The organism is Idiomarina sp. PL1-037 (assembly GCF_034422975.1).
Classification (GTDB): Bacteria; Pseudomonadota; Gammaproteobacteria; order Enterobacterales; family Alteromonadaceae; genus Idiomarina.
In genome coordinates, this window is sequence record NZ_CP139873.1 from 1,676,819 (window position 1) to 1,688,763 (window position 11,945).

The window sequence follows — 11,945 nt, forward strand, 5'->3', positions numbered from 1 at the left end:
TCGGCTATGATCGCAGGTTATCGTTAGCCTGACAAGCTAAGCGAACATTAAAAAACTGATAAAAGCGGCGCAATTGCTGCTGTGCAACTTTACCTTCAATACGGGTAAAACGAACGGTTTGCCCCGGCTGGCATTGTGCCAACCGACCTAAATCGAACGGGTTAATGGTGCCCAGTTTCGGGTAGCCCCCTAAGGTCTGGCGGTCGTTCATCATAATAATAGGCTGGCCATTTGCGGGCACCTGTACAGACCCCACATTCACGCCTTCAGATACCAAACCCTCACCATCATATTCCAACGCTTTACCCGACAAGCGAATGCCCATGCGGTCGCTGTCTTTAGTGACTTCGTAATCTTCGTAGCAGAAAGCTTCTCTTGCCGACATGGGAAAGGCGTCGTACTGAAAGCCCGGTATTAAGCCAATAACCGGGGTTTTCCGGTAGTCGGATCTGTAGGCCCAGCCCACGCGCCGCGATACCTGATAATTCTGCTCATTAAAACTCAGTTCGTCACCCGCTTTTAAAAACGAGCCGTCTCCATGCAGGCCGCCAACCGCGTCGCGAGTAACGGTTGCGCAACTGCCCCACTTAGAGTCCACCTGAAAACCGCCCTGCACCGCTAAATAGACTCTGACACCGGCTCTGGCATACCCCATCTTCAGGCGTTGACCCGCATGCACTTTAAAGTTTTGCCAGGTATTTAACACCTCGTCGTCCAGCGTCAGTTCCACATCAGCACCGGTCACAGCACACTGGCAGTCGCGGTCAAATTCTACTTCAAAGCCGCCCAGGGTAATTTCTATTTGAGCGGCATTAAAATGGTTACTCAGCAACCGGTTCGCCCATAAAAACGCGTGTTCATCCATAGGGCCGCCGCGGGTCAGGCCTTTCGACAAATACCCAAAGCGCCCAAAATCCTGAACGGCTGAGCGCATACCCGGCTCAATAATACGCATCATGACAAGGCCTCCGTGTCACCGCCTTCCTCAATAAACTGCTCTTTGCTTACCGCGTAAAACTCGACTTCATCGCCTACGTTCAGCGGGCTGATGGTCCCGGAGGACGGGTCATACAACTGAGTTGAAGTACGGCCAATAATGTTCCACCCTCCGGGCGATGCTGACGGATAAACCGCGGTCTGACTTTCAGCAACGGCGACGCTGCCTGCGGTAATGCGCTTTCTGGGGTTATCTAAACGCGGCGTTCTGATCTTCTCACTCACTTCGCCTAAATAGGCGAAGCCTGGCGCAAAGCCCATGGCGTATACGCGGTACGTCTGTTCGGTGTGCATTTTTATTACATCATCCACAGAGCAGTTGTTCATTTCAGCAATGCGGGCTAAATCCGGTCCGACACTTTCGTCATAATAAACCGGAATACGATGCCGCTTACCACTCTGCTCGCTAATATCAGAGCTGAGGTCAGCTAAAACTCTACGCAAGCGTTCACGTATTTCAGGCTCATCAATGCTCAGCACGTTGTAATAAACCATTAAGGAGTTGTAGGACGGCACTAAATCCAGCACAACATCAGACAGTTGCTCCTTTACTGCCTTAACTGCAGCCAAAACACGCTGGTTAACCGACACACTAATGCCCTCGCCTAAATAGACTACAACGGCATCGGCGCCGGCTGAAACGAGTTTTGGGAAATCAGACTCTTCTTTCATAACTGAACTATAAGTCATTCCTAATTTTATTCATTAGCTTGCCGGACAATGCTCCGCAGCTTCTCTACGGTTTCTATCGCTTTGGGGTTATCCCCGTGAACACAAAGAGAATCAATTTCAATTTGCAGCGACTTACCCGACACACTCTCGATAGCATGGCCTGTCGCAAAAGCCTCCGCCTGAGCATACATGGCTTCAGCATCACCGTGCACGGCATCAGGGTTGCTCCGCGAGCGCAACTGCCCATTGTCGTCATAAGCGCGGTCGGCAAAACCTTCAAACCATAATTCAACACCAAACTGCTGCGCGCGGTGGCGCCAGGCGTCATTTTCGGGTGTTGCCATAACCATTAACGGCAAGGGCTCATGTCTGTCGTCCTGCAAGGCGGCAATAGCCTGACAAACAGCATCGAATTGCTGACCGTCGCTTAACATGTCGTTATAAAGTGCGCCGTGTGGCTTCACATAGCTCACTTCGGTTTTCTGGCCTGCACAAATGCCCTGTAAAGCCCCCACCTGATACTGAATTAAAGCGGTAACTTCATCGGGTTTTAACGTCATATGACGTCGGCCGAAACCAACGAGATCGGGGTACGCAGGATGCGCGCCTATCGTCACATCATGCTGCTTGGCTAACTTGACTGTTTTCAGCATAGTTAGCGGGTCTGATGCATGAAAACCGCAAGCCACATTAGCGCAGTCGATGTGCGGCATAATTAAGTCATCGGCGCCCATTTTCCAGGTTCCGAAGCTTTCACCAATATCGCTGTTTAATGTAATTCCCGGATTACTTTCGGGGCTACTTTGACGACTCATTCCTCACCTTTTTCGGATTTTCTGGCTTCAATGTCTCCCATTAGCTTAACCAGACCCACGGCAAATAAATACAAACCAACACCTACGCCGGCAAGTTGTAACGGCGGCAAGCAGAGCACCACCAGTTGATGTTTCGCAAATACCGCTGCTGCACCAGTGAGTCCCATAGTCGTTATGGCGCTGGCAACTAAGGTAACAGGTGCCATCCAGGAAAGCAGCCAGCGGAACTTTAACAGCGCGCAAAGCCCACCAATGACTAAGCCCCAGGCAATAGGAACGCCCAGTTTGTACCAACTCAGATTAAAATTCGCAATTAAGGTAATCAGCTCTTCCTGCTCTGCGGTATAAAAGAACAGCCCCACCGCACCGGCCAAAATAACAATTCGTTTTGCTATATTCATGAATTCGATTCCTACATGAAAAGACTGATAATAAAGATGATGATCGCAATAATAGGTATCCAGAGAATTGGAGACTGATACCATTTTAACGTTGGCTTGTCGGTACGATTAAGCGACTTCAGCGTTGGTTGCTTATACAGCCAGATAATACCTATTAACATCAGAACCGCGCCGGTTAACCTAACGGGGGTATCATTGTCACTGACCACACCCAGAACGGCCAGAAGCAAACCCACAATAAGAATCAGTAATGCCAAAACACGTTGCCACATACTTCCCCCAAATCATTGTTCTTATCATTATTGTCTTTATACTAAGAACTTATACTGTATCAGGTTCTGGAGCCATATGTTAAAGCAAATTCTTATCTGGTTAGGCGCTTCGGCCGTCACACTTCTCGTCATTTTTGTCAGTGTTGTTGTGTACCAGTACACCGCCATGGAACCAGAATTACCGCATGAAGACGAGTGCGACATTCGCCAACTGGAAACCAGTGAAGACGGCGCGCTGGAGGTTCATAGCTACTGGTGCGAACGGGGTGAAAAACAAAGTTGGCAGGGCCATGAAATTTGGCTGCACGAACCACAGCCAGATAAATGGGAACGCATAATGACCACAGAGCACGATGGCTGCATTAAACTGGAACTGGCGGATCAGCGGCTGGAAATCAACCACGATGGCAAGCGCGGCAACATGTTTTTAGTCGAGCCGGTGTTTCTGTTTAACGATGCACAAGGCGTTAGCCAGTCTCTGTCGGTCCAGGTTTCTACCCGCGGCGACGCCGTGTGCGCTGACTCTGGTGAATAACCGAAAGCTAAGCCAGCTTTAACACCCATTTCAGTGGTAATCGTTTCATTAAAAACGCCATTAATGCCCACGGCCAACGCGGTACATAAGCTTGAACCGGCTCTTTGTTAATGGCTTTTGCCAGCAAGCGACAGCCGGTTTCGGTGTCCACCATAAAAGGCGTGTTTTTCACTTTCTCGTTAATTTCCGAACGAATATAGCCCGGGTAAATAGTCGAGACTTTTATTGGGCTGTTGCTGCCGTAGGTTTTCATTAAGTCCGCACGAATGCCTTCCGTTAATGATGCCAACCCAGCTTTGGTAGCCGCATAAACCGTCATAGCCCGCGGCATACCGCGGAAAGCACTCATGGACGAAATCGTTACCAAATGGCCTTGCTTTTGTTCGCGGAGAATTTCCATAGCCGCTTCACACTGCGCCAGCGCGGCTACAAAGTTCGTCTCAGCCGTGGCTTTGTTTGCTTCAAAGTAGCCAGTACCCAGCGCCGCACCTTTACCCATGCCCGCATTAATAATAAAGCGGTCAACTTGTCCCTGCTCTTGCTTAAACTCCTGAAACACTCGGAACACGTCCTCGTGGGCATTTACATCCAGGGTTTTAATGCTCACTTTTATGCCGGAATACTTTTCGTCCAGTTCGGTTTTTAAGGCTTCAAGCCGGTCTAACCGACGTGCGCACAGGCATAGATCCTTGCCCTGAGCGGCAAACTCACGAGCCATACCCTGCCCCAGACCAGAGCTGGCTCCGGTAATTAAAATGGTCTTCCGTTGTTGAGACATTATTGAGCTCTCTTTATTGTTATTGTCTTTTATTGGTGTTTTTTAAGCTTTGGCGATACGACGGCGGCAGCGCCACAGCAAATAATTCACCAAAAACCAGAAGTTCTTAAAGGCTTTATTGGTGGTTTGCTTATGGTGGTAGCGGTAATAAATTTGCTGAGCTATAACCGCCAAACGGAATAAACCAAATACTTCGTAAAAGGCAAAGTCTTCTACCTTGGTGCCGGTGCGCTCACAGTAGTAATCAATAATTTCTTTACGGGTTAGCATGCCTGGGTAGTCGCTCGGCTGCCGTTTCGTCGCACGCGCGACTTTGTCATCGCCCGCTTCAATCCAATAAGCCAGCGAGTTACCTAAATCCATTAACGGGTTGCCTAAAGTCGCCAGTTCCCAGTCCAGAATGCCAATAATGTCGGTTGGATCATCCGGGTTGAGTATCAGGTTGTCTAAGCGAAAGTCATTGTGAACCAGACAAATTTTCTCGCTTGGCGGCTGGTTCTCTTTAAGCCAACGCATAACCGAACCCGCACCGAATACATTCCAGGTCTTTGCTTTTTCATAACGGCCACACCAGCCATTTACCTGACGTTCGGTGTAACCTTTACCTTTGGCTATTTTGCGTAGTCCGGTGCTGTCTAAATCTACCTGGTGCAGCTTTATCAGTTTATCCAACGCGTTCGTGCATAATTGCCGCGCCTGCTCAGAACTTAACTCCAGTCCTTTAGGAAAACGCCTCCGCGGAATAATGCCGGTTACGTGTTCCATCACATAAAACTCGGCGCCAATAACCGACTCGTCACGGCAATACGCCAGCATTCGGGGTACGTGCGGAAACTCTGGTCTCAGGCGTTTCTGCAGGCGAAACTCACGACCCATATCATGGGCTGACTTGGCCTTTGTGCCATCTGGTGGGCGGCGCAACACTAATGCCAACCCGTTGTAATCTAAACGGTAGGTCCAGTTCGACACACCACCAGTATATTGGGTAATGCGCAAAGTACCGCGGTCTTCCGGAAGCTCGTCACCAATGTGCTCCGCCAGCCAATTATCTAATGCCTCTACGGGCAAGGTTTCTTCTTCGCGTACGTCACTCGCCTGATCGACTACGGCGGATGATGGATCAGTCATTAGAGCGCCCTTTCCATTGTTTTTCCCTTTGTTTTTCTCTTTGTTTCAACTCTGTTTTTGCAATAGTCGCGCGGTGAACCGCGTCGGGTCCATCGGCAATGCGCAGCGAACGCGCAACGGTTAATAAGCCCGGCAGTGGCGTGTCATGACACATAGAGGCCCCACCAAACAACTGCATGGTTTCGTCCACCACCCGCTGCAGCACATTCGGTGCCACCAGCTTAATGGCCGATATTTCCTTAATGGCTTTAAGTGCACCTACGTTATCTATTTGCCATGCCGCGTGCAGTGTCAGTAACCGCGCCTGATCAATGGCTACACGTAAGTCAGCTAAGCGCTCGGTGTTACCACCCAGCTTCATTAACGGCTCACCAAAGGCAATGCGCGATACGCCACGCTCAATGAAAAGCTCCAGCGCACGTTCTGCCGCGCCAATAGCTCGCATACAATGATGAATACGGCCCGGGCCTAAACGCCCCTGCGCAATTTTAAAGCCAGCACCAGGGCCAACAATGATGTTCTCTTTCGGTACGCGCACGTTATCGAACACCACCTCGCCATGGCCATAGGGAGCGTCGTACTCGCCCAGGGCAGGCAACATGCGTTCAGTATTCACACCCGGCGTGTTTAACGGCACCAATACCATGGAATGGCGATGATGCTTGTCGGCGTCCTCGTCGGTCAGCCCCATAACAATGGCAATTTCAGCGTCCGGATGGCCTAAACCCGTACTCCACCACTTACGGCCGTTAATGACCCAGTGGGAGCCATCCGCTTTAATGGTAGTTTGCATATTAGTGGCGTCGGATGACGCGACATCGGGCTCGGTCATACAAAACACCGAGCGAATGTCGCCGTTTAAAAGTGGTGTTAACCACTGCTCTTGCTGCGGGTCATCACCAAAGTGATAGAGCACTTCCATATTGCCCGTGTCAGGTGCGTTGCAGTTGAAGACCTCGGGTGCTAAGAGGCTGCGACCCATGCGCTCAGCTAATGGCGCATATTCCAGCGTGCTTAAACCAGCACCAAACTCTTCGTCCGGCAAAAACAGGTTCCAAAGCCCCTGCTCTTTCGCCATTTGCTTAAGCTCAGCCACCCGCGGCGGCACCTGCCATTCACGCCAATTCGGCGTGCTGTTCAGACGATAATTCTCTTTTTGATATTGGTCTTCGTACGGCTCAATATGCTCGCGCATAAAGGCGTCTAGCCGCGCTAAATAATTCTTTGTTTTCGCACTGTAGGAAAAGTCCATAACACCCGCTCCCAGCCAACGTTAAACAGCATTGTAGACATGAAAACAGTACTGGTACAACTCTGTAGATTACCTAAAATTGATATTGGCTGAGAGGGGGCTTTCGGGTCTACTACATCCGCGCCACGACACTGTCAGTAATGCGCTCAAGCTGACTAAGTTTGTCTCCAATTTCGGTTTCTTTATCACTGTCGGTCTGATTTTCTACTTCCATTTCACGCTGAATATCATCCAGGCGCCTCTCGCGGGACTCTCGCTCCGTTCGGCTTCCTGCCAGTTCCATATTAGAAACAATATTCGCTCGCTCTTCAGCAAGTGCATCATAGGACTGCGTTCTGGTGTGGTCGGCTGGTGTAGCTGCATCAGTCTGAAGCTCAACTATAGTATTAGCCAGTTGCTGCAGCTCTTCTTTTTGCTCTTCCGCAACCTCATAAAATTCAGACAATGATTTGCTATCTGGTAAACGATGACTGAGGAAATCGTTCAGATACTGTTCTGCATTCATAAAAACCTCCCGTTACAACAAAGATCAATCGCTGTCCTCAAGTGTTATTTACTAAGCCGCGATCTGTCAAACTAGAACGCAGCGTTTCTAACTGATACCTACGCTAATGAGCTCTGTTTAGATTTACCATAGCTAAAAGACTTAAAGTACGCGGAGAGAACTTCAAGCTCTTAAAAAAGCTCAAGAGCAATAAGTTGTAAGCTTAAATAAAATGCGAAAAGCCTGGCTTTCCGTTAGAATCCCCCAACCACTATCAAAGCGCACACAACTACATGATCTTTTCTGATCTAGGACTTTCCCATGGAACGCTTGCAGCCCTTTCACGTCAGGGTTATAGCGAACCCACGCCCATTCAGGCGCAAGCTATTCCCTTAGTGCTAGCTGGGAAAGATGTCATGGCTGAGGCGCAAACCGGCACAGGTAAAACAGCAGGCTTTACCTTACCGATTTTAGACATTATCAAAAGCAACGAGCGCGCAAAGGCAAACACAGCTCGCGTGCTCATTTTAACACCGACTCGTGAATTGGCATCTCAGGTGGGTGAAAGTGTTGCTAACTTAAGCGCCGGTCTGCCACTGAATTACGCGGTGGTGTTTGGCGGTGTGAAAATTAACCCGCAGATGATGAAGCTTCGCAAAGGTGTGGATATTCTGGTCGCCACACCGGGCCGTTTGCTGGACTTATACCAACAAAACGCAGTTCGCTTTCCCGAGCTAGAGGTGTTGGTACTAGATGAAGCCGACCGTATGCTCGATATGGGCTTTATTAACGACATTAAGAAAATTATTAAGTTACTGCCCGTTAAACGCCAAACGCTTCTGTTCTCTGCAACTTTTTCCGACGACATTCGTGCGCTGGCTAAAGGCTTGCTGAAAAGCCCTGTAGAAATTTCCGTAGCACCGCCCAACGCTACTGCCCAGCCGATTGAGCAAACGTTGTATGAAGTGCAAAAAAGCCAAAAGTTAGGGCTGCTATTAAAGCTACTGAAAAGTCTCAACTTGCCCCAGGTACTTCTATTTTCGCGTACCAAGCAAGGCGCTAATAGGTTAGTTAAGCAACTGGATAAAGCGGGTTTCTCTGCCGCAGCCATTCACAGCGCCAAAAGTCAGGGCGCCCGCACCAAAGCATTAACTGACTTTAAAAGCGGCAAAGTGCAGGTGCTCGTCGCCACCGATATCGCCTCACGCGGCATTGATATTGAAAAACTGCCGTACGTAATCAATTACGATCTCCCCCACGTTCCGGAAGACTACATACACCGTATTGGCCGCACTGGCCGCGCAGGCCAAACCGGTCATGCTATATCGTTGGTAACGGACGAAGACGCTGAAGCGCTCAAAGCCATTGAAGAGCTTATAGGCCAGCGAATTGAGCAGAGCGAGCTGTAAGGCATTGCCGACGTCGAACTTACTGGAACGACGCCGGCTCCTACTAAAGACCAGCGTGGATAGTTTTGCTACTTAACTCATGAGCATGGTCTAAAGCATCCATAGCCGGCACTGGCGGTGGTGTCACCAACCAGTACGGCCTTACCAGGCTTTTAGTATTGGTTCCGGTAAATAGCTTCATATGGACTCGTCTAGAATTCAAAATCCTAAGCGACAAATAAACTTTTAACCAGGTTTTCTCGTATCGCTAGATACACATAGTAACTCGAGGCACTCATTAATGTTTGGACTTTTCAAATCAGATCCTACGAAGAAAATGCGTAAAGAACTAAAGCAGTTGCAGGAAAAAGCCATGGAAATGCAGCGTAACGGAAACATTCGGGATAGTTCGCATATCAGCCAGCAAGCAGACGAACTCTGGAATAAAATTCAAGCACTGGAAAATCAAAATAAATAAGCTTTCAGTTTTGGGTTGCTAACTGGCAACCCGCACTCATCTACCGTCCTTCCGTGAGTGTAAAGATATCTGTGCACTATTTGTGCCTTACACTAGCCATCATAATCAGTCTTCCCACTAACCTATTTGTTAGAAAAATTTGGTTTTCTCAATCGATGTATTCACGCCCTAATCATAATATCTAAAACCAGCTTGCAAATAATAACGATTCTCATTAAAATATGTATGACAATTACTTAAGCAATCTTAAGTTTTGTTTTACAGGTCTTTGCTTTTCCTCTCCCTGGAAGTGCGAATTTTTTCCCTAGCTTCGGCTAGGGAACTTTTTTACTCTTCATTGAAAAACACAACAAACAAATCAGGCTCAATGGCTCTTTCCTTTAGCTTTTTTATGCCCGCCCTGCTGTTCAATTCCGTATTAATTTAATTCTCAGAAAAAGAATCGCCGCTGTAATTATTGCTGAGCCAGAAGGTCGAAATAGCTGAGGGCTGGTGCCAGATGTTATAGCCTCGCCATGTCGGGGTGTCGAAGGCCATGGATGGCCTTCGTCAAGCCCACACGGAAGTGCTCGTAGCGTCCCCGGCATGGCGAGGCTATAACATCCAGCCGGTTCTCGGCTATTTCGACCTTACCTCAAAGCCAGCAACAAAAAACCCGGCACTAAGGCCGGGTTTTGTTTAAGCGTTGGCCGTTATTACCAGCCAGTTTTTTCTGCAACAGCTTTGCCGATGTCAGCCAGGCTGCGTACAGTTTTAACGCCTGCAGCTTCAAGTGCAGCAAATTTCTCGTCAGCAGTACCTTTACCGCCAGCAATGATGGCACCAGCGTGGCCCATACGTTTGCCTGGAGGCGCAGTAACACCAGCAATGTAAGAAACAACCGGCTTAGAGACATTGTTTTTAATGTACTCTGCCGCTTCTTCTTCTGCCGTTCCACCGATTTCACCAATCATTACGATAGCTTCGGTTTCTGGATCTTTTTCAAACAGTTCCAGAATATCGATGAAGTTAGAACCCGGGATAGGGTCGCCACCGATACCAACACAGCTAGACTGACCAAAACCAGCGTCAGTAGTCTGCTTAACTGCTTCGTAAGTTAATGTACCTGAACGTGACACAATACCCACTTTACCTTTCTTGTGGATGTGACCAGGCATGATACCGATTTTACACTCGTCCGGAGTGATAACACCCGGGCAGTTTGGACCGATCATGCGCACACCTTTGTGCGTCAGGTATTCTTTAACGTACAGCATATCCAGTGTAGGAATGCCTTCAGTAATACAAACAATCAGTTCGATACCAGCGTCTGCTGCTTCGATGATTGAATCTTTACAGAAAGGAGCTGGCACGTAGATAACTGAAGCAGTTGCGCCAGTAGCTTCTACAGCTTCACTCACTGTATTGAAAACAGGCAGACCTAAGTGCTCTTGACCACCTTTACCAGGTGTAACACCGCCAACCATTTGCGTACCGTAAGCAATCGCTTGTTCAGAGTGGAAAGTCCCCTGACCACCAGTAAACCCCTGGCAGATAACTTTGGTATTTTTATCGATCAAAATGCTCATTATTGACCTCCTGCCGCAGCAACAACTTTATCGGCAGCATCAGACAAGCTTTCTGCAGCGATAATGTTCAGGCCACTTTCTTTCAGTTTTTCTCTACCCAGCTCCGCGTTGTTACCCTCTAAACGAACAACAACCGGTACTTTAACGCCAACTTCTTCAACAGCGCCCATGATACCTTCAGCAATCATATCGCAACGTACGATACCGCCGAAGATGTTAACCAATACGGCTTTAACAGAGCTGTCTGACAGGATAATTTTGAACGCTTCAGAAACACGCTCTTTGGTTGCGCCGCCACCAACGTCAAGGAAGTTAGCTGGCTCGCCACCACTCAGTTTAACGATGTCCATAGTACCCATCGCCAAGCCGGCACCGTTAACCATACAGCCAATATTGCCGTCTAGTGCTACGTAGTTCAGTTCCCAATTTGCCGCTTCCGCTTCGCGTGCGTCGTCTTGTGACGGATCGTGCATTTCACGGATTTTAGGCTGACGGTACAATGCGTTGCTGTCGATGCCAACTTTCGCATCCAGACAGTGAACGTTGCCTTCGTCAGTGATAACCAATGGGTTAATTTCTAACAGTGCTAAGTCGTACTGTTCGAACATTTTCGCCAAGCCCATGAAGACCTTAGTGAACTGCTTAACCTGGTCTGGAGTCAGACCCAGTTTGAAGCCTAGCTCGCGACCTTGGTATGGCTGCGCGCCAACCGTAGGGTCGATTTCAGCTTTCAAGATTTTCTCAGGTGTTTCTTCAGCAACGGTTTCAATTTCCACGCCGCCTTCGGTTGATGCCATGAACACGATTTTGCGTGAAGCACGGTCAACAACTGCACCTAAGTAAAGCTCGTCTGCAATGTCAGTGCAGCTTTCAACTAAAATCTTAGCAACCGGCTGACCTTTCTCGTCGGTCTGGAAAGTTACTAAGTTTTTACCTAACCACTGCTCAGCGAATGCGCGAACGTCGTCTAAACTTTTCACTAATTTCACGCCGCCCGCTTTACCGCGGCCACCTGCGTGAACCTGACATTTGACAACCCAAATGTCGCCACCAATACGTTTTGCCGCTTCTACCGCTTCATCAGCAGTGTCGCAGGCATAACCTTCAGATACTGGCAAACCAAACTCTTTAAAGAGTTGTTTACCCTGATACTCATGCAAATTCATGATGCTCTTCCG

Annotated in this window: 14 protein-coding genes; 3 read left to right on the top strand and 11 right to left on the bottom strand. The window is 48.7% G+C overall.

All coding sequences use genetic code 11. The annotated features are described in order from the left end of the window. Nucleotides 1-4: 4 nt before the first annotated feature. Genes U0358_RS07850 through U0358_RS07870 form a run of 5 tightly spaced genes read right to left on the bottom strand, consistent with a single transcriptional unit; the run spans nt 5 to nt 3,156 of the window. Nucleotides 5-958 carry a 5-oxoprolinase subunit C family protein gene (locus tag U0358_RS07850; protein WP_322405894.1) on the bottom strand — a complete coding sequence of 318 codons (954 nt, stop codon included), beginning with the start codon at nt 956-958 and terminating at the stop codon, nt 5-7. Next, nucleotides 955-1,686, bottom strand: a complete 732-nt coding sequence (pxpB, locus tag U0358_RS07855) for a 5-oxoprolinase subunit PxpB (RefSeq protein ID WP_322405895.1) — start codon at nt 1,684-1,686, stop codon at nt 955-957. Before pxpB ends, U0358_RS07850 begins: the two co-directional genes overlap by 4 nt. Nucleotides 1,687-1,694: 8 nt before the next feature. Further along, on the bottom strand, nt 1,695-2,483 hold the full coding sequence (locus U0358_RS07860; protein WP_322405896.1) for a 5-oxoprolinase subunit PxpA: 789 nt from the start codon (nt 2,481-2,483) through the stop codon (nt 1,695-1,697). Further along, nucleotides 2,480-2,884 carry a hypothetical protein gene (locus tag U0358_RS07865; RefSeq protein ID WP_322405897.1) on the bottom strand — a complete coding sequence of 135 codons (405 nt, stop codon included), beginning with the start codon at nt 2,882-2,884 and terminating at the stop codon, nt 2,480-2,482. Before U0358_RS07865 ends, U0358_RS07860 begins: the two co-directional genes overlap by 4 nt. 11 nt (nt 2,885-2,895) lie before the next feature. Beyond that, nucleotides 2,896-3,156, bottom strand: coding sequence for a hypothetical protein (locus U0358_RS07870; RefSeq protein WP_253620081.1), 261 nt, complete (start codon nt 3,154-3,156; stop codon nt 2,896-2,898). A 76-nt stretch (nt 3,157-3,232) separates the two neighbouring features. Here U0358_RS07870 and U0358_RS07875 point away from each other — a divergent pair, with 76 nt between their 5' ends. Then, entirely contained in the window at nt 3,233-3,691 is a 459-nt protein-coding gene (locus U0358_RS07875) for a hypothetical protein (protein ID WP_322405898.1), read from the top strand. 7 nt (nt 3,692-3,698) lie between these two features. Here U0358_RS07875 and U0358_RS07880 read toward each other — a convergent pair whose 3' ends face one another. The 4 genes from U0358_RS07880 to U0358_RS07895 all read right to left on the bottom strand — a co-directional run bounded on the left by U0358_RS07880 (nt 3,699) and on the right by U0358_RS07895 (nt 7,354). Beyond that, the gene (locus tag U0358_RS07880; protein WP_322405899.1) at nt 3,699-4,469 is read right to left on the bottom strand and encodes an SDR family oxidoreductase; all 771 of its coding nucleotides are present in this window, start codon (nt 4,467-4,469) and stop codon (nt 3,699-3,701) included. Between the two features lie 42 nt (nt 4,470-4,511). Then, nucleotides 4,512-5,597, bottom strand: coding sequence for a phosphotransferase family protein (locus tag U0358_RS07885; protein ID WP_317497105.1), 1,086 nt, complete (start codon nt 5,595-5,597; stop codon nt 4,512-4,514). After that, nucleotides 5,590-6,849 carry an acyl-CoA dehydrogenase family protein gene (locus U0358_RS07890; protein WP_322405900.1) on the bottom strand — a complete coding sequence of 420 codons (1,260 nt, stop codon included), beginning with the start codon at nt 6,847-6,849 and terminating at the stop codon, nt 5,590-5,592. Before U0358_RS07890 ends, U0358_RS07885 begins: the two co-directional genes overlap by 8 nt. Before the next feature lie 112 nt (nt 6,850-6,961). Then, on the bottom strand, nt 6,962-7,354 hold the full coding sequence (locus U0358_RS07895) for a hypothetical protein (RefSeq protein WP_317497107.1): 393 nt from the start codon (nt 7,352-7,354) through the stop codon (nt 6,962-6,964). A gap of 272 nt (nt 7,355-7,626) precedes the next feature. Between U0358_RS07895 and U0358_RS07900 the strand changes: the two genes are divergently transcribed. After that, nucleotides 7,627-8,742 carry a DEAD/DEAH box helicase gene (locus U0358_RS07900; protein WP_322405901.1) on the top strand — a complete coding sequence of 372 codons (1,116 nt, stop codon included), beginning with the start codon at nt 7,627-7,629 and terminating at the stop codon, nt 8,740-8,742. Between the two features lie 280 nt (nt 8,743-9,022). Further along, nucleotides 9,023-9,199 carry a DUF6435 family protein gene (locus U0358_RS07905; protein WP_317497109.1) on the top strand — a complete coding sequence of 59 codons (177 nt, stop codon included), beginning with the start codon at nt 9,023-9,025 and terminating at the stop codon, nt 9,197-9,199. 695 nt (nt 9,200-9,894) lie between these two features. On the opposite strand, the gene sucD is transcribed toward U0358_RS07905, so the two are convergent. Beyond that, nucleotides 9,895-10,767 carry a succinate--CoA ligase subunit alpha gene (gene sucD / locus U0358_RS07910; RefSeq protein WP_322405902.1) on the bottom strand — a complete coding sequence of 291 codons (873 nt, stop codon included), beginning with the start codon at nt 10,765-10,767 and terminating at the stop codon, nt 9,895-9,897. Continuing rightward, a complete protein-coding gene (gene sucC / locus U0358_RS07915) occupies nt 10,767-11,933 on the bottom strand; it encodes an ADP-forming succinate--CoA ligase subunit beta (RefSeq protein ID WP_317497111.1) in 1,167 nt (388 codons plus the stop codon). Before sucC ends, sucD begins: the two co-directional genes overlap by 1 nt. Between the last annotated feature and the right edge of the window lie 12 nt (nt 11,934-11,945).

Excerpts from the sequence above, each read along its gene's own strand:
- U0358_RS07850 (WP_322405894.1), bottom strand. The coding sequence starts at position 958 with ATGATGCGTATTATTGAGCCGGGTATGCGCTCAGCCGTTCAGGATTTT.
- pxpB (WP_322405895.1), bottom strand. The coding sequence starts at position 1,686 with ATGACTTATAGTTCAGTTATGAAAGAAGAGTCTGATTTCCCAAAACTC.
- U0358_RS07860 (WP_322405896.1), bottom strand. The coding sequence starts at position 2,483 with ATGAGTCGTCAAAGTAGCCCCGAAAGTAATCCGGGAATTACATTAAAC.
- U0358_RS07865 (WP_322405897.1), bottom strand. The coding sequence starts at position 2,884 with ATGAATATAGCAAAACGAATTGTTATTTTGGCCGGTGCGGTGGGGCTG.
- U0358_RS07870 (WP_253620081.1), bottom strand. The coding sequence starts at position 3,156 with ATGTGGCAACGTGTTTTGGCATTACTGATTCTTATTGTGGGTTTGCTT.
- U0358_RS07875 (WP_322405898.1), top strand. The coding sequence starts at position 3,233 with ATGTTAAAGCAAATTCTTATCTGGTTAGGCGCTTCGGCCGTCACACTT.
- U0358_RS07880 (WP_322405899.1), bottom strand. The coding sequence starts at position 4,469 with ATGTCTCAACAACGGAAGACCATTTTAATTACCGGAGCCAGCTCTGGT.
- U0358_RS07885 (WP_317497105.1), bottom strand. The coding sequence starts at position 5,597 with ATGACTGATCCATCATCCGCCGTAGTCGATCAGGCGAGTGACGTACGC.
- U0358_RS07890 (WP_322405900.1), bottom strand. The coding sequence starts at position 6,849 with ATGGACTTTTCCTACAGTGCGAAAACAAAGAATTATTTAGCGCGGCTA.
- U0358_RS07895 (WP_317497107.1), bottom strand. The coding sequence starts at position 7,354 with ATGAATGCAGAACAGTATCTGAACGATTTCCTCAGTCATCGTTTACCA.
- U0358_RS07900 (WP_322405901.1), top strand. The coding sequence starts at position 7,627 with ATGATCTTTTCTGATCTAGGACTTTCCCATGGAACGCTTGCAGCCCTT.
- U0358_RS07905 (WP_317497109.1), top strand. The coding sequence starts at position 9,023 with ATGTTTGGACTTTTCAAATCAGATCCTACGAAGAAAATGCGTAAAGAA.
- sucD (WP_322405902.1), bottom strand. The coding sequence starts at position 10,767 with ATGAGCATTTTGATCGATAAAAATACCAAAGTTATCTGCCAGGGGTTT.
- sucC (WP_317497111.1), bottom strand. The coding sequence starts at position 11,933 with ATGAATTTGCATGAGTATCAGGGTAAACAACTCTTTAAAGAGTTTGGT.